Below are 15,710 nucleotides of genomic sequence, written 5' to 3'. Positions count from 1 at the left end.
GCCCGCCGCTCAACTCTCGTGGGGCAGCCGTCCCACGGGCAGCCGGAGCGAGGCCACCGCACCCCCGTCCGGGGCGTTGGAGAAGGCCAGGGCGATCTCCAGCACCGCCGCCTGTCCGGCCACGATGGTCAGACCCAGGCCGTGACTCCGCCCCCGTCCCGGGTCGCCGGTGCGGAAGCGCTGCGGGCCCCGCTCGATGAGGTCGGCCGGGTATCCCGGCCCGTGGTCGCGGACGGTCACCACCGGGCCCTCGACGCTCACCTCGATCGGCGGGCGCCCGTGCCGGTCGGCGTTGGCCAGCAGGTTGGCCAGGATCCGGTCCAGGCGGCGCCGGTCGGTGAGGACCACGGCGTCCCGCAGGATCCGGACCGAGACGCTCAGGCGGGTGGCGGCCGCGGCCCGCTCCACCGCGCGGCCGAGCTCCACCCGGGCCAGGTCGGCCCGTTCGACGCCCGAGTCCAGCCGGGAGATCTCCAGCAGGTCCTCGGTGAGCAGGTGCAGGGCCCGGAGCCGGTCGTTGATCATCTCTTTGGGGCGGCCCTCGGGCAGCAGCGCCGCCGCGGCCAGCGAGCCCGTGAGCGGCGTCCGCAGCTCGTGGGCCACGTCCGCCGTGAAGCGCTTCTCCGCCTCCAGCCGGGCCTGCAGCGAGGTCGCCATGGAGTCCAGGGCCTGCGCCACGTCCCGCACCTCGTCGCGGGAGCCGTCCGGGCGCGCGTCCTCGTCGGCCGGGAAGCCGACGCGCGCGTCGAGGTCCCCGGCGCTGATCCTGCGGGCCACGGCGGCCGTGGTGGCGAGCCGGCGGCTGATCCGGTTGGCGAGGAACAGGCCGACGAGGGCCACCACCCCGGCGCCGAGGACGGCGGCGGCCAGGATGGCGGCGTCGATGTCCCGGAGCCGCGCGCGGGTCCCGGCGTACGGGATCCACACGGCGAGCGCCTTGCGGTCGGCGGGCCCGGCCGCCCACATCACCGGCTCGTGGCCGTACTCGCCGACCATGGTGCCGGTCTCCCCGCGCGCGACCAGCTTCCGCAGCGGTTCGGGCAGGCCGGGCGGATCGAGTCCGACGTTCACGTCGCCGTGCACGGTGCCGTACTGGTAGTGGTCGAGGGCGTGTTCCAGGTCCCGGCTCGCGTCCTTGCGGAGCTCGCCGGAGACCTGTCGGGAGACGACGTTGTGGACGATGATCCCGAGCACGGCGGCGACCATGCAGCACACGGCGGTGGTGGTCGTGGCGATCTTCCAGCGCAGCCCCTTCGGCATCCGCAGCACGCGTCCCGCCCCGGCCACGCTCAGACCGGGCCCGCCGGGCCGCAGGGACCGGAGGCGTCGTCGGGGCGGGGGCAGGCGTCGAGGGTCAGCTGGGCCAGGTTCATGATCCCGGCCTTCTCGTCCCACACGTAGTCGGAGATGGAGATGTACGCCGGGTTCGAGGTCGGCTCGCGCACCGCGAGGTGTTCGGCGGCCACCTCCACCCCTTCCAGCACCGCGCGCCGGGACAGGATCCGGGCGATGCTCCCGTCGTCCCGGACGGTGTAGACGCGCAGCTCGCTGAGTCTGCCGTCGAGGTCCAGGGCCGTGATCAGCTCCTCGCGGCCGTCGCCGGTCAGATCGTGCAGCACGCCCGGCCGGACCGGGCAGTCCGGTCCGCCGTCCACAGCCTGTGTGCAGAGCGCGAGCCGCCGGGCCGCGCGCGGGTCGACGAGCTGCCCGGTCCCGCCGTCCCCGGCGGCGGCGGAGGTGAGGTCCGCGCGGAGGACCTCCAGCGCGTTCACCCCGCGCATGGACCGGCCCGGGACCTTGGGGAGCCCGGGTACCACGGTGGCCGTCCCCGGCTTCTGGCCGGGCCCGGGCGGCGCGGGGCGGATGTCCGTCCACAGGCTCTGCGGTGCGTGCACCGTGCCCAGGTCGCCCTCGCTCGCCAGCCCCTCCACATCGGCGCAGCCCGCCGCGGCCGCGAGGGCGGCGAGAGCGGCGAGGGCGGGGAAGCGCCGGCCGCGACGGGGGAGGAACCTCATGCCCCGATGCTCTCCCGTCCCGGCCGGACGGGCCCGGGGCGCGGGGCCATTGGGGGAGCCGCGGTCCGGCGCCCTCGCCGCTACGGGGCCTCGTGCCGGGGGCCGGCCAGGGCGCGGGCTGCCGCCAGCTCGTGGCGGACCGGGGCCAGTACCGAGGTCTCGTCCACCACGGGCGGGGACGGCGGGTGCAGCTGGGCCGGGGTGCGGGCCGTTCGCACACCCCGGGCCAGGCCCCGCAGGTCCTCGGCGATCGCCGCGACCTCCCGCTCGTCCGGCGGCTGCGCGCCGTGGTTGACCCGGACCCGGGCCGCGGTGGTCGCGTCGACGATCCGCTCCAGGGCGACGACCAGGGGCCACCACGCGGCGGCCCGCGCCCCGGTGGGCGCGGGCTCCGTCAGCGCGCGCTGGAACTCGCTCCGTACCCCCGACAGGTCCCGGTAGATCCGGCGCCGGGCCTGGAGCCGGGCGGTGCGTGCCGCCCGGCTCCCCGCTTCCGTGCCGGGAGGTCCGCCGAAGGCCCGTTCGACGTACCGGGCGGCGTCGTCCACGGTGTCGGCGAGCCGGTGCCCGATCCGGGTGTGCCAGCTCTCGGGCCACAGCAGGTAGCCGGCGAGGAGGGTGATGGCGCAGCCGATCAGGCTGTCCAGCAGCCGGGGGCGGATCAGGTCGAAGCCCTGGTGGTTGAGCAGGTCCGAGAGCAGCAGGATCACCGGGGTGATCGCGGCGGTCTGGAAGGCGTACCCCTTGGCGGAGAACGCCGGGATCAGGGCGGCGAGCACCGCCATCACCGGCACGTCCCACCAGCCGCGCGGCACCTCCGCGAGCACGGCGGCCGCGATGACCAGCCCCGCGGCGGTGCCCAGCGCGCGCATCACGGCCCGCGAGAACACCGAGCCGAAGTCGGGCTTGAGGACGAAGGTGACGGTCAGCGCGACCCAGTAGGACCGCTCGATCTCCACCACCGACACCAGCGCCTGGGCCAGGCCGATGCACAGCGCGAGCCGCAGCCCGTACCGCCAGGAGGCCTTGGAGAACATCATGTCGCGCACCGCCCGGCGGGCCCGGATGCCCAGGGCGGCCGGACGGCCGAGCCGGTCGTCGACGTTGTACGGATCCGGCTCGGCCAGCAGCACGATGGTCGCCGCGTGGCGCAGGGCCGCGTCGATGGCCCGCTCGGACGGGCTGCCCGGCGCGGGGAGGTCCAGTACGGGTGTTCCGGTGCGCCCCTCCTCGATCGCCGTGGCGAGCTCCCGCACGGCCGCCGGGATCTCGGGCGGCAGCGGTGTGCCGCGCAGGTGCGCGGCGGGCGCGGCCTCGACGAGCGGGATCACCACGTTCAGCTGGGCCAGCATCCGCACGAGAGAGGGGCTGCGTCCGTGCACCCGGGCCCGGCGGCCCAGCACCAGGTCGTAGGCCTGGTTGAGGGCCTGGGTGATCTCGTGGCGGCGCTCCTCGTACGCGGGCCCCGGACCGCCGGCCGCCTCCAGGGTGTCGGCCAGCGCCCGGTAGGTGGCGGCGACGGCGGCGCGTTCGGGCGCCCGGCCCCGCAGCGGCCAGGCGGCCAGGGTCAGCGCGAGGACGAACAGCCCGCCCGCGCTCAGCAGCAGCGGGGCGGTCCACCAGGGCTGGGGCAGCGGCAGTCCGGCGCCGACCACGGCGTTCAGCAGGAGGAGCAGCCCGGAGACGGACGCGACCGTACCGATCGAGGAGATCATCCCGGAGACCAGGGCGATCACGGTCAGGACGCCGACCGCGAGCCAGCCGTGCCCGAACACCAGGGTGCCCAGCGCCACGCCGACGGCGCCGAAGAACTGCGGCACGGCGATGTTCAGGAGCCGCATCCGGTAGGCGTCCGCGGTGTCGCCGATGACCCCGGACAGGGCGCCCATCGAGACGAGCGCACCGTACTCCGGCTCGTCGACGGCGAAGCCGACGGCCAGCGGTACGGACAGGGCGATGCCGGCGCGGAGCACGGCGGCCCACGGGATCGGCGCGGTACCCGGCCGGAGGCCCTTCAGCAGCCAGGCGGGCGGGCTCAGCGGGTGGGGCCGTCCCGGCGTGTGCCGGGGCCGCCCGGACGGTATCTCTTCGGTGCGTCCTGTGCTCATTCCCGCTGTACTCATTCCCGCTTCCGTGGCCCCGCTCGCGAATCGGTTCTTCTGCCCTGTTCTGCGGATTTGGGCGCCATTCGGTACCTTCCGAGCTTATGGGGTGCGGCGGATCCGGCCCATCAGCCAGGCGGCCAGCGCCGCGGCGAGACCGACGGCCAGCACCACCCAGGCGGTGGTCCGCAGGAACGCGGTGAGCGCGTCGTACACCGCCTCGGCGGCGCCCCGGTCGATGTCGGCCGGCAGGTCGTCCAGGGTGAGGCGGCGGCCCAGCGCCACGGCCGCCCACAGCAGCACGGCGCCGACCGCGAGCCCCAGACCGGTGGCCACCACCGCGCGGCGCCGGTGGACGGCGACGGCGATGGCCGTGCAGGCCAGCACCACGGTCAGCAGGGGGAGCCAGACACCGGCGACCTGGAGCATGTGGAACCCCTTCCGGAGCGAGCCGAGGTCGTCGTACTCCATGACCTTCACCGCGACGTGGGTCACCGGGATGCGGTCGGCGAGGGGCACCCCGTTGCCGATGAGGTCCTCCTTGACCTGTGCGATCACGGGCGCGAGGTCGATGGTGACGGCATCGCCGTGGCCGGTGGTGAGCGCTTCGAAGAAGGCGGCGTGGGCGGCGCGGTTCGCGGCGTCCCACGCGGTGCGGTAGGCGGGGGTGCCGACGAAGGAGCGCAGTGCCTCGCCGAGCAGGGCGTCGAGCCCGCCCTGGAACGGCCCGGCGTCGATCTGTCCGGAGAGGGCGCGGCCGGCCTGGGTGACGACGAGGTTCTGCACGGCGGGGTTCATGGCGAGCGGGGACATGGCGGCGGTGTACCGGTCGGCGTTGCCGAGCTCGTGGTCGGCCCAGTACGCGACGGCGCTCGCGGGCACCAGCAGGGTCACGAGCGCGATGAGTACCGCCGAGAGAAAGGTCCGCACGTCACCAGGGAAAGGCGGGCGGCCGGGCGGCGCGAGCGGGGCTGCTGCGAGCGGGTGGCGCGCGCCGCCCCCCGGGTGATCCAGTTGCCGCCCGGAGGCGGCGGGTGTGCCCTGGATGGTGGAAGAGAGGAGCCCGTCATGGCACACGCGGCACCCACCGCCCCCGGGCGGCACCGCCAGCCGGCGGCCGGCGCGACGACCCACCTGACCATGGCGCTGGCCGGTCCCCTGCTGGCGGGACTCGTCTACGGCGTCTACGCGGCCTTCATGAAGCGCCAGACGGGGCCCGTCGACGCGGGCAACGTCTTCTACGGGATCCTGTGCGGCGCGATCTTCGCCGCCTGCCTGTTCGCCCTCGCCCGGTTCGGTCCCCGGCTGAAGCGGGAGCTGCACGCCGCGGCGTACGGGGCCTTCGCCGGCATCTCCTTCGGCTACCTCTACAGCCTCTCCGGCGAGAGCATCTTCAAGTCCTCGGGGCTGTCCCTGCTCATCGGCGCGGGGGTCGGGCTGGCGGCGTTCTACCGCTACTACACGCGGGAGGACTAGGCCGTCCGCCGCGTCGGGCAACGGACCGTCCCCGACCGCCGCGAGGACGTTCGGGTCGGTACTTTCGGCCGGCGGATCATGGACCAAAGACCGGGGCGGCCGGGGGTCCCGGCCGCCGAGACTGACAGGGGCGCCGGTTCCCGTGCCTCGTGGTCGAACCTCAATGTGACCACTCTCCGTTGCCGAGGGCGCGGGAACCGGTGCCTTCTCCTGTCCGCTCGCGGACCGACTACTCGGCCGCGGCGTCCTGGGCCGGAGCCTCGGCGCGCTGCGCGGGTTCCGGTTCGGACGGGCGGACCTGCGGGGCCGGCGGGGAGAAGCGGGCGGCCTCGGCGCGGAGCAGGGCGTTCAGGGCCAGGTACGGGTCGACGGGCATGGCGGAACCTCACGGTGGTCGGGGTGTGGGGGAGCTGAGCCGCTGATCGGTCCGGGACCGCTCAGCAGCACAGGACCACACTCCGCACCGGCAGGAGGGACGCCCCCGCTGCCGTCGCCGCCGTCCCGTGCGGATCCGCCGCCCCGGCAGGCGGGTGTTTCACGTGAAACACCGGCCGCTGCAGGCCCCGTACGCCCGGGATGTCGCGCACGGTCAGCCGGACGGCTACGCGCACCTCGGGATCGCCGGCCGGGTCGGCCGGTGCCTCGGTGGGCTCGGCGGGCGCGGAGGAGGAACCGCGGGAGGTGTCGGCCGACGCGGACGGGCCGGGGCCGCCCGTCCCGAACAGGCACAGCAGCACGACGCAGAGCACCGTCAGGGGCACCCTCAGGGCCCTGCCCAGTGCCGCCCGCGCGCACCGCGTCCCGCTCATGCGGAGGGTCTGCCCCGACATGCGGACCGACTCTCCGCGCGGCTCGCAGATCCCCCCGACCGGCGGACGAAGACACCCCCCACGGCTGACGGGCAGCCGGGGAGGGTGCCGCTAGCGCGGTGAGCGGCGGTGCCCCGTGAGGCGGGCCAGGACGGCCGTTTCGCCGCTCATGAGGCGGAGTCTGGCCTTGCCGGAGGCGTTGCGCTCGGCAACGCCCGTGGGGGAGACCCGGTACACGGTGAAGACGGCCGTACGACGGTCCGCGCGGACGATTTCGATCGTCTGCCCGCGGCGGAGCTCGGACAGGCGCGGGACGTTCCCGGAGACCTCGGCGGTGCCGGCCGTGCCCGGGGCGGGGCCGGCGGAATCCCACACGGCGCCGTCCCGGCCGTACGCACCGCCGCCCTCGTACCTGCCGCCCTCGTGCCTGCCGCCGCCGTACCGGCCGTCCTCGTACCCGCCGTCCCCGGGGTCCTTGGCGTCCGCACGGTCCCTGCCGGACCCGGGATCGGCGGGGACCGGCCCGGCGCCCGGTGTCCCGCCCGTCAGCCGTACGTCGATTCCCAGGCTCCGGATGACCAGCCGCAGGGGCCGCGCCGCCGGCAGGGGCGTGACGCTCGACCGCAGGGGCCGCTGGGAGCCCTCGCCGGTGGTGTGCCCGCCCGAGTGCTCCAGCTGCCGCGCCACCCGGCGCGGACCGGAGAGTCCCAGGACCCGGGAGGGCAGGGCGTCGCCGGCGGTCGGGGCGGTCGGCCCGGCGCCCTCGGTGGCGCGCAACACCCCTATGCCCGTCAGCAGCAGAGTCACCGTCAGCACGCCGACCACCCACTGGGCGCGGGGCATGAGATTCCCTTCTGGTCCGGCTCGGGCGGCCGGGTCCTGAGAGCAGTGGACCGCTCCCGGACGCCGGGCACCCGCCGTAACACGAAGATCTGACGAGACGTCATCCCGCTGTCACCCGGCGGCGGGAGCGTCTTCGCAGATGGCGGGCGGTGGACCGGGAGAAGATCACGTCGTGGGGGGCGTGCGCCCGAACGGGTGAGAACGTCAAGGACGGGCCTCGGGCGCGTCACCTCCCGCGCTCCCGCTACGTCCGCGCCAGGGCCTTCAGGGCCACGTTCAGTTCCAGGACGTTCACGCGCGGTTCGCCCATGAAGCCGAGGGTGCGGGCCCGCGTGTGGTCGGCGACGAGTCGCGCGACCGTCGCGACCGGGAGGCCGTTCTTCTGCGCGACGCGGTGCAGCTGGAGCTTCGCGTAGGCCGGGGAGATGTCCGGATCCAGTCCGGAGCCCGAGGAGGTGACGGCGTCGGCCGGGATCTCGGAGGGTTCCGGGGTGTAGCCCGGGACGGTGTTGTCGAGCAGGACGCGGGCCCGGGCCTCGCGGACCGCCTCCAGCAGTTCCGGGCTGTCGGCCGCCTTGTTGCCGGCTCCCGAGACCAGCAGCTCGTACTGGGTGTTCACGGTGTTCGCGGCGAGGCCGGCCGCCGGGCGGCCCTGGAACCAGCGCAGGTCGTCCCCGTACGACTGGCCGATCAGGGAGGAGCCGACGACCCGGCCGTTCTCGTCCTTGACCTCCGAGCCGTTGGCCCGGTGGCCGAAGGCGGCCTGGGCGACCCCGGTGACGGCGAGCGGGTAGAGCACCCCGCACAGCACGGTGAGGACGAGCAGCGCGCGCAGGCCGGCGCCGAGGAGACGGGCGGTGTTTCCTACGGAGTTGTTCATGGTGGTCAGCACGTTCCTTGTTCAGCGCAGCCCGGGGATGAGGGAGACGATCATGTCGATGAGCTTGATGCCGATGAAGGGGGCGACCAGGCCGCCCACGCCGTAGAGGGTGAGGTTGCGGCGGAGCATCTTGTCGGCGCTGGTGGGCCGGTAGCGGACGCCCTTCAGGGCGAGCGGTACGAGGGCGACGATGACCAGGGCGTTGAAGATGACGGCGGACAGGATCGCGGAGTCCGGCGAGTGCAGGCCCATGACGTTGAGCTTGTCGAGGCCCGGGTAGACCACCGCGAACATGGCGGGGATGATCGCGAAGTACTTCGCGACGTCGTTGGCGATGGAGAAGGTGGTCAGGGCTCCCCGGGTGATGAGGAGCTGCTTGCCGATCTCCACGATCTCGATGAGCTTGGTGGGGTCGGAGTCCAGGTCCACCATGTTCCCGGCCTCCTTGGCGGCCGAGGTCCCGGTGTTCATCGCGACGCCGACGTCCGCCTGCGCGAGGGCCGGGGCGTCGTTCGTACCGTCGCCCGTCATCGCGACGAGCTTGCCGCCCGCCTGCTCCCGCTTGATGAGGGCCATCTTGTCCTCGGGGGTGGCCTCCGCGAGGAAGTCGTCCACGCCCGCCTCCTCGGCGATGGCCTTGGCGGTGAGCGGGTTGTCGCCCGTGATCATCACGGTCTTGATGCCCATGCGCCGGAGCTCTTCGAAGCGTTCGCGCATCCCCTCCTTGACCACGTCCTTCAGGTGGATGACGCCGAGGACGCGGGCGCCCTTCTCGTCGGCGACGGCCACGAGCAGCGGCGTACCGCCCGCGCCCGAGATCTCCTCGACCTTCGCGGCGGTGTCCGGGGCGGCCGTGCCGCCCTGCGCGGCGACCCATGCGGTGATCGAGGAGGCGGCGCCCTTGCGGACCTCGCGGCCGTCCACGTCCACGCCCGACATGCGGGTCTGCGCGGTGAAGGGGATCCACTCGGCTCCCGTCAGTTCGCCCTGGTGGCGTTCCCGCAGTCCGTACTTCTCCTTCGCGAGGACCACGATCGAGCGGCCCTCGGGGGTCTCGTCGGCCAGTGAGGACAGCTGGGCGGCGTCGGCCAGGTCGGCGGCGCGGGCCCCGCTCACCGGGACGAACGCGCAGGCCTGGCGGTTGCCGAGGGTGATGGTGCCGGTCTTGTCGAGGAGGAGGGTGGAGACGTCGCCCGCGGCCTCCACGGCACGCCCGGACATGGCCAGGACGTTGCGCTGGACCAGGCGGTCCATGCCCGCGATGCCGATGGCGGAGAGCAGGGCGCCGATCGTGGTCGGGATCAGGCAGACCAGCAGGGCCGTCAGCACGATCATCGACTGCTCGGCGTGCGCGTACACCGCGAAGGGCTGCAGGGTGACGACGGCCAGCAGGAAGACGATGGTCAGCGAGGCGAGCAGGATGTTCAGCGCGATCTCGTTGGGCGTCTTCTGCCGGGCCGCGCCCTCGACCAGATTGATCATGCGGTCGACGAAGGTCTCGCCGGGCTTCGTCGTGATCTTGATGACGATGCGGTCGGAGAGCACCTTGGTGCCGCCGGTCACGGCGCTGCGGTCGCCGCCCGACTCCCGGATGACCGGGGCCGATTCGCCCGTGATCGCCGACTCGTCGACCGAGGCCACGCCCTCGACGACATCGCCGTCGCCGGGGATGACGTCCCCGGCCTCGCAGACCACGAGGTCGCCGATGCGCAGCTCCGTGCCGGGCACCAGCTCCTGCTCCGAGCCGTTCAGCCGACGGGCGACCGTCTCCGTGTTGGCCTTGCGCAGCGTGTCGGCCTGCGCCTTGCCGCGGCCCTCGGCCACCGCCTCCGCGAGGTTCGCGAAGATCGTGGTCAGCCACAGCCAGGCGGTGATCGCCCAGCCGAAGACGCTGCCCGGGTCGGAGACGGCCAGCACGGTGGTGAGTACGGAACCGATCAGCACCACGAACATGACGGGGGACTTGACCATCACGCGCGGGTCCAGCTTGCGCAGGGCGTCCGGGAAGGACTTCAGCAGCTGCTCGGGGTCGAAGACGCCACCGCCGGTCCGGGCCTTCTCGGGCCCGTGGCCGCCGGGCAGGTCCCCGTGGGGGGCGCGGGTGGGGGTGATGGTGCTCATGAGGCGAGCCCTTCGGCGAGCGGGCCCAGCGCCAGCGCCGGGAAGTAGGTGAGGCCGGTGACGATGAGGATCGTGCCGACGAGCAGGAACGAGAACAGGGGCTTCTCGGTGCGCAGCGTTCCCGCCGTCGCGGGGACGGGCTGCTGTTCGGCGAGCGAACCGGCCAGGGCCAGGACGAAGACCATCGGCAGGAAGCGGCCGAGCAGCATCGCGAGCCCGGTGGTCGTGTTGAACCACTGGGTGTTGGCGTCGAGGCCCGCGAAGGCCGAGCCGTTGTTGTTTCCGGCCGAGGTGTAGGCGTAGAGGACCTCGGAGAACCCGTGCGCGCCGCCGTTGGACATCGAGTGGCCGGGGGTGGGCAGGGCCATGGCCAGGGCGGTGAAGCCGAGGACGAGAGCCGGGGTGATCAGGATGTAGCAGGCGGCGAACTTGATCTGGCGGGTGCCGATCTTCTTGCCCAGGTACTCGGGGGTCCGGCCGACCATCAGGCCGGCGATGAACACCGCGATGACCGCCATGATCAGCATGCCGTAGAGGCCGGAGCCGACGCCGCCGGGCGCGATCTCGCCGAGCTGCATGCCGAGCAGCTGGATGCCGCCGCCGAGCCCCGTGTAGGAGGAGTGGAAGGAGTTGACCGCGCCGGTCGACGTCAGCGTCGTGGCGACCGAGAAGATCGCGGAGGCGCCGATGCCGAAGCGGGTCTCCTTGCCCTCCATCGCCCCGCCGGCCGCCTGGAGTGCCGGGCCGTGGTGGCTGAATTCCGTCCACATCATCAGCGCGGTGAAGCTGATCCAGATGATGACCGTCGTGGCGAGGATCGCGTAGCCCTGGCGGACCGAGCCGACCATGCGGCCGAAGGTGCGGGTCAGGGAGACGGGGACGAGGAGGATCAGGAAGATCTCGAAGAGGTTCGAGAAGGGCGTCGGGTTCTCGAAGGGGTGGGCGGAGTTGGCGTTGAAGTAGCCGCCGCCGTTGGTGCCCAGCTGCTTGATGGCCTCCTGCGAGGCGACCGCGCCGCCGTTCCACTGCTGAGCGCCCGCGCCGTGACCGTGCGCGAACTGGCCGACCTCGTGGATCCCGGCGAAGTTCTGGATGACCCCGCAGGCCACCAGCACGATCGCCGCGATCGCCGACAGCGGCAGCAGGACACGGACCGTGCCGCGCACCAGGTCGGACCAGAAGTTGCCGAGTTCGCCGGTGCGGGAGCGGGCGAAGCCCCGTACGAGGGCCACCGCCACGGCCATGCCGACCGCGGCGGAGACGAAGTTCTGAACCGCCAGGCCGCCGGTCTGGACGAGCGGGCCCATGGCCTGCTCGCCCGCGTACGACTGCCAGTTGGTGTTCGTCACGAAGGAGACGGCGGTGTTGAACGCCTGGTCCGGCTCGATGGAGGCGAAGCCGAGCGAGCCGGGCAGGTGGCCCTGCAGGCGCTGGAGGAGATAGAGGAAGAAGACGCTCACCGCCGAGAAGGCGAGGACCGACCGCAGGTACGCGGGCCAGCGCATCTCGGCGTCCGGCTGGGCGCCGACGGCCTTGTAGATCCACTTCTCGGGTGCGTAGTGCTTCTTCGAGGAGTAGACGCGGGCCATGTGCTCGCCGAGCGGGCGATGGGCGAGGGCGAGGGCCGCCGCGAGCGCGAGCAGCTGGAGCACCCCGGCAAGAACGGGACTCATCGGAGGCTAGAACCTCTCCGGGAACACGAGGGCGACCACGAGGTAGCCCAGCAGCGCGACGGCGACCAGCAGGCCGATGACGTTCTCGGCGTTCACAGCTTGGCCACCCCCTTGGCGACGAGTGCCACCAGCGCGAAGACCGCGATCGTGGTCACGATGAAGGCCAGGTCGGCCATCGTGGGCTCCAGGAGAGTCGTGGTTGTTTTTCGGACACCTCCGAGTGGAACGCCTTCGCGCGCCCCCACGGGCTTCCTTGATGGGCCCCATACGCCCGGGGGCGCGGCTTTGACGGGTCCCTAACGCGGAGCCCGGGGACGGCTCGGAGCGCGCCCCGGGCGGCACGCCGGACGACGTGGCCGAGGCCGCGCTCCACCTGGAGGAGCATCCACATGCCGGACAACTACGCTCGGCCCATGAACGCAGAAGCCGACGCCCTCGCCGCAGCCAAGGCGGCAGTGAAAGAAGCCGACCGCAAGCACGTCTTCCATTCCTGGTCCGCCCAGGAGCTCATCGACCCCCTCGCCGTCGCGGGCGCCGAGGGCTCGTACTTCTGGGACTACGACGGCAACCGCTACCTCGACTTCTCCAGCGCGCTCGTCTACACGAACATCGGCTACCAGCACCCCAAGGTCGCCGCGGCCATCGCCGAGCAGGCCGCCAAGCTCTGCACCGTCGCACCGGGGTTCGCCGTCGACGTGCGCTCCGAGGCCGCCCGGCTGATCGCCGAGCGCACCCCCGGCGACCTCGACAAGGTCTTCTTCACCAACGCGGGTGCCGAGGCCGTGGAGAACGCCGTCCGCATGGCCCGGCTGCACACCAACCGCCCCAAGATCCTCTCGGCGTACCGCTCCTACCACGGCGCCACCTCCACCGCGATCAACCTCACGGGCGACGCGCGCCGCTTCGGCAACGACACGGCGACCGCCGGAGTCGTGCACTTCTGGGGGCCGTTCGCCTACCGCTCGCCCTTCTACTCGGCCAACCCGGCCGAGGAGTGCGAGCGCGCCCTGCGCCACCTCGAGGACACCATCGTCTTCGAGGGACCGCAGTCGGTCGCCGCGATCATCCTGGAGACCGTCGGGGGAGCCCCCGGCGTGCTCGTGCACCCCGACGGCTATCTGGCGGGCGTCCGCGAGCTCTGCGACCGCTTCGGCATCGTCTTCATCCTCGACGAGATCATGGTCGGATTCGGGCGGACCGGTAAGTGGTTCGCCGCCGACCACTGGGACGTGCGCCCCGACCTGCTCTGCTTCGCCAAGGGCATCACCAGCGGCTACGTCCCCCTCGGCGGAGTCGCCATCTCGGCCGGCATCGCCGAGACCTTCGCCCGCCGCCCCTACCCGGGCGGGCTGACGTACTCCGGGCACGTGCTGGCCTGCGCCGCGGCCGTCGCCACCGTGAACGTCATGGAGGAGGAGGGCATCGTCGAGCAGTCCGCCCGCACCGGCTCGCAGCTGCTCGGCCCCGGCCTCGCCGCCCTCGCCGAACGCCACCCCTCGGTCGGGGAGGTCCGCGGTCTGGGCACCTTCTGGGCCCTGGAGCTCGTACGGGACCGGCTCACGCGCGAGCCGCTCGTGCCGTACAACGCCTCCGGGGCCGACAGCGCCCCCATGGCCGAGTTCGGCGCCGCCCTGAAGAAGGCCGGGCTGTGGCCGCTGATCGCCGGCAACCGCCTCCACGTGGCGCCCCCGTGCAACATCTCGGCCGAGGACGTCGCCAAGGGCCTGCGGATCATCGACGAGGCCCTGTCCGTCGCGGACGCGCACACCGTCTGACGCCTCGGTCGCTCCGGCCGCTCGGCCCGCTCCGGTCCGGTCCGCTACTCGGGCTGCCCCACGAGCAGGTTCCAGCGGCCGGAGCGCCCCGTCAGCGCCGTCACCGACGCGGGCCGTACGTCCAGGCGCCAGAAGGCCGCCGGGGGCAGCTCCAGCGCCCACACCACGGCCGCCCGGACGACGCCCTGCCCGACCACCGCCCGGTGCGCGCCGGGAGGCAGCCCGTCCAGGTGCGCGCCGACCCGCTCGATCAGCGCGTCCACCGACTCCCCGCCGCCCGGGGGCGCGTACGCGGTGTCGGTCATCCAGCGGTGCAGCGCGGCCGGGTCCTCGGCTGCCACCGCGTCCATCGTCCGGCCGGCCCAGGCGCCGTGATCCTGGCCGCGCAGCCCCTCGTGACCGGGGCACGGGCCCCCGGAGGGGAAGCGGTGGCGGCGCTCTCCCTCCTCGAGCGGCGGTCTCACGAGATGAACTCGTACCAATGGGGGGTTCATAAGGTGAGCGTAAGCGGGGTACGGTCACGTTCGACAAGACGACGGTATGACGGAAGCCCGGTGACAATCCGGCACGGTCGCGCCACTGTGAATCCTCCCGGAGGGGGAGGGAAGTCAGACCCGCCACCGTCGTCATGAGCACCACTGACCGGGACGCGTGTTCCCCCTGGAGGTTCCTGCCATGGCCCACTCCGCCGTGCCCACGACTGCCGCCCCTGCGGCCGTCGCTCCCATCTCCCTCTCCGCGCTGGCCCCTTGGGCCCTGTTCGTCGGCATCCTCATGCTGGTCCTGCTCTACCTCGTGGGCGCCGAGCAGGGCGCCACCGCGATCTTCGAGGGCGACACCGTCCACGAGTGGATGCACGACGGCCGTCACCTCCTCGGCTTCCCCTGCCACTGACCAGCGAGGGACAGCTCACCCATGAACGACAGCTCACCCATGCCCGCCGTCACTCCCCGGGTGTTCCTCGTCCGGGGCATGCTCGCGGGTCTGCTGGCCGGAGTCGCGGCCTTCCTCTTCGCGTACCTCCTCGGTGAATCCAAGGTCGACGCGGCGATCGCCATCGAGGAGGCCGGCGCCCACCACCACGGGGAGGAGGCGGCCCCGGTCAGCCGGGCCCTGCAGGCCACGGCCGGTCTCGGCACCGGAACCGTGCTCTACGGCGTCGCGCTCGGCGGCATCGCGGCGCTCGTCTTCTGCTACGCCCTGGGCCGCATCGGCCGCTTCGGCCCCCGGGCCACGGCGGCACTGGTCGCCGGCGGTCTGTTCGTCACCGTCGGCCTGGTGCCGTTCTTCAAGTACCCCGCCAACCCGCCGGCCGTCGGAGACCCCGAGACCACGGTCCAGCGGACCACGCTCTACGTCCTGATGATCGCGCTCAGCGTGCTGCTCGCCGTGGGCGCGCTGATCCTGGGCCGGCGCCTGGCGCCGCGCCTCGGCAACTGGAACGCCTCGATCGCCGCCTCGTCGGCCTTCGTGGTGGCGGTCGGCATCGCGTACGCGTCCCTGCCCGGCGTCAACGAGGTCCCGGCGGACTTCCCCGCCGCGCTCGTCTGGCAGTTCCGGCTCGCCTCGCTGGCCATCCAGGCCGCGATGTGGACCACTTTCGGCCTGGCTTTCGGATTTCTTGCCGAACGGGCCCTTGTCCCGACCGCAGCACGCAAGGAGGCTGTACAGCCTGCGAGTTGACGTCTCGTAAAGGCGATCGAAGGGCTGGTGGCGGCATTATGACGACGGAGATCCGGAACTGGCGCGGCTGGACCGGCGCGGCCCCGTTCTGGCTCAACTCGTTCACGCTGCTGCTGGCCCCCTTCACCACGGTCACCCTGCTCGCCCAGATCGGCATCATCGCGGCGCTGGCCGCGGTGGGCGGTCTGGCCCGGCACTTATGGTCGGGCGACTACGGTCACCCGGCCATCCACTCCGCCGCCGCGCTCATGGGGGCGGCGGGGGTGGGCGTGGTCGTGGTCTGTGGGCCGGTGCGGGGCCCGGACCAAAGGGGCGGGGGGCGCCCTGGGCCGC

Annotated in this window: 18 protein-coding genes; 5 read left to right on the top strand and 13 right to left on the bottom strand. The window is 73.1% G+C overall.

All coding sequences use genetic code 11. The features are described from left to right. Positions 1-9: 9 nt before the first annotated feature. The 4 genes from ACWF9Z_RS18350 to ACWF9Z_RS18335 all read right to left on the bottom strand — a co-directional run bounded on the left by ACWF9Z_RS18350 (position 10) and on the right by ACWF9Z_RS18335 (position 5,047). Positions 10-1,260 carry a sensor histidine kinase gene (locus ACWF9Z_RS18350; protein WP_453603362.1) on the bottom strand — a complete coding sequence of 417 codons (1,251 nt, stop codon included), beginning with the start codon at positions 1,258-1,260 and terminating at the stop codon, positions 10-12. A gap of 29 nt (positions 1,261-1,289) precedes the next feature. Then, entirely contained in the window at positions 1,290-2,015 is a 726-nt protein-coding gene (locus tag ACWF9Z_RS18345; RefSeq protein ID WP_453603298.1) for a hypothetical protein, read from the bottom strand. A gap of 80 nt (positions 2,016-2,095) precedes the next feature. Further along, positions 2,096-4,123: an FUSC family protein gene (locus tag ACWF9Z_RS18340; protein WP_453603296.1), complete on the bottom strand. Its 2,028-nt coding sequence runs from the start codon at positions 4,121-4,123 to the stop codon at positions 2,096-2,098. A gap of 96 nt (positions 4,124-4,219) precedes the next feature. Then, complete coding sequence (locus ACWF9Z_RS18335; RefSeq protein ID WP_453603295.1) at positions 4,220-5,047, bottom strand: hypothetical protein; 828 nt, start codon at positions 5,045-5,047, stop codon at positions 4,220-4,222. Between the two features lie 138 nt (positions 5,048-5,185). Between ACWF9Z_RS18335 and ACWF9Z_RS18330 the strand changes: the two genes are divergently transcribed. Then, positions 5,186-5,593 (top strand): hypothetical protein, encoded by a 408-nt coding sequence (locus ACWF9Z_RS18330; protein WP_453603293.1) that lies wholly within the window; start codon positions 5,186-5,188, stop codon positions 5,591-5,593. A gap of 229 nt (positions 5,594-5,822) precedes the next feature. Here ACWF9Z_RS18330 and ACWF9Z_RS18325 read toward each other — a convergent pair whose 3' ends face one another. The 8 genes from ACWF9Z_RS18325 to ACWF9Z_RS18290 form a co-directional block, all read right to left on the bottom strand. After that, on the bottom strand, positions 5,823-5,969 hold the full coding sequence (locus ACWF9Z_RS18325) for a hypothetical protein (protein ID WP_453603291.1): 147 nt from the start codon (positions 5,967-5,969) through the stop codon (positions 5,823-5,825). Positions 5,970-6,030: 61 nt separating this feature from the next. Next, positions 6,031-6,402: a hypothetical protein gene (locus ACWF9Z_RS18320; protein ID WP_453603289.1), complete on the bottom strand. Its 372-nt coding sequence runs from the start codon at positions 6,400-6,402 to the stop codon at positions 6,031-6,033. A 111-nt stretch (positions 6,403-6,513) separates the two neighbouring features. Beyond that, entirely contained in the window at positions 6,514-7,245 is a 732-nt protein-coding gene (locus ACWF9Z_RS18315) for a hypothetical protein (protein ID WP_453603288.1), read from the bottom strand. A gap of 244 nt (positions 7,246-7,489) precedes the next feature. Further along, positions 7,490-8,125 (bottom strand): potassium-transporting ATPase subunit KdpC, encoded by a 636-nt coding sequence (gene kdpC / locus ACWF9Z_RS18310; protein ID WP_453603286.1) that lies wholly within the window; start codon positions 8,123-8,125, stop codon positions 7,490-7,492. A gap of 21 nt (positions 8,126-8,146) precedes the next feature. After that, the gene (gene kdpB, locus ACWF9Z_RS18305) at positions 8,147-10,246 is read right to left on the bottom strand and encodes a potassium-transporting ATPase subunit KdpB (protein WP_453603284.1); all 2,100 of its coding nucleotides are present in this window, start codon (positions 10,244-10,246) and stop codon (positions 8,147-8,149) included. Continuing rightward, positions 10,243-11,919: a potassium-transporting ATPase subunit KdpA gene (gene kdpA / locus ACWF9Z_RS18300; protein WP_453603283.1), complete on the bottom strand. Its 1,677-nt coding sequence runs from the start codon at positions 11,917-11,919 to the stop codon at positions 10,243-10,245. The genes kdpB and kdpA overlap by 4 nt, the downstream gene beginning before the upstream one ends. A gap of 6 nt (positions 11,920-11,925) precedes the next feature. Continuing rightward, positions 11,926-12,015: a K(+)-transporting ATPase subunit F gene (gene kdpF / locus ACWF9Z_RS18295; protein WP_243330869.1), complete on the bottom strand. Its 90-nt coding sequence runs from the start codon at positions 12,013-12,015 to the stop codon at positions 11,926-11,928. Beyond that, the gene (locus ACWF9Z_RS18290) at positions 12,012-12,164 is read right to left on the bottom strand and encodes a hypothetical protein (RefSeq protein ID WP_453603281.1); all 153 of its coding nucleotides are present in this window, start codon (positions 12,162-12,164) and stop codon (positions 12,012-12,014) included. Before ACWF9Z_RS18290 ends, kdpF begins: the two co-directional genes overlap by 4 nt. Positions 12,165-12,332: 168 nt before the next feature. Here ACWF9Z_RS18290 and ACWF9Z_RS18285 point away from each other — a divergent pair, with 168 nt between their 5' ends. Further along, positions 12,333-13,694 carry an aminotransferase class III-fold pyridoxal phosphate-dependent enzyme gene (locus tag ACWF9Z_RS18285; RefSeq protein ID WP_453603279.1) on the top strand — a complete coding sequence of 454 codons (1,362 nt, stop codon included), beginning with the start codon at positions 12,333-12,335 and terminating at the stop codon, positions 13,692-13,694. A gap of 44 nt (positions 13,695-13,738) precedes the next feature. Here the strand turns inward: ACWF9Z_RS18285 and ACWF9Z_RS18280 are convergent, their stop codons facing one another. Further along, positions 13,739-14,158 (bottom strand): histidine phosphatase family protein, encoded by a 420-nt coding sequence (locus ACWF9Z_RS18280; RefSeq protein ID WP_453603278.1) that lies wholly within the window; start codon positions 14,156-14,158, stop codon positions 13,739-13,741. A 211-nt stretch (positions 14,159-14,369) separates the two neighbouring features. Here ACWF9Z_RS18280 and ACWF9Z_RS18275 point away from each other — a divergent pair, with 211 nt between their 5' ends. From ACWF9Z_RS18275 to ACWF9Z_RS18265, 3 genes are all read left to right on the top strand, one after another. Then, complete coding sequence (locus tag ACWF9Z_RS18275) at positions 14,370-14,588, top strand: CbtB domain-containing protein (protein ID WP_453603277.1); 219 nt, start codon at positions 14,370-14,372, stop codon at positions 14,586-14,588. Between the two features lie 39 nt (positions 14,589-14,627). After that, the gene (locus ACWF9Z_RS18270) at positions 14,628-15,377 is read left to right on the top strand and encodes a CbtA family protein (protein WP_453603361.1); all 750 of its coding nucleotides are present in this window, start codon (positions 14,628-14,630) and stop codon (positions 15,375-15,377) included. A gap of 38 nt (positions 15,378-15,415) precedes the next feature. Next, positions 15,416-15,710 (top strand): hypothetical protein (locus tag ACWF9Z_RS18265; protein ID WP_453603276.1); only part of this gene is annotated, 295 nt, incomplete at its 3' end.

This window comes from Streptomyces sp. NPDC054961 (assembly GCF_053609145.1).
This window is presented reverse-complemented; position numbering and strand designations above follow the sequence as displayed.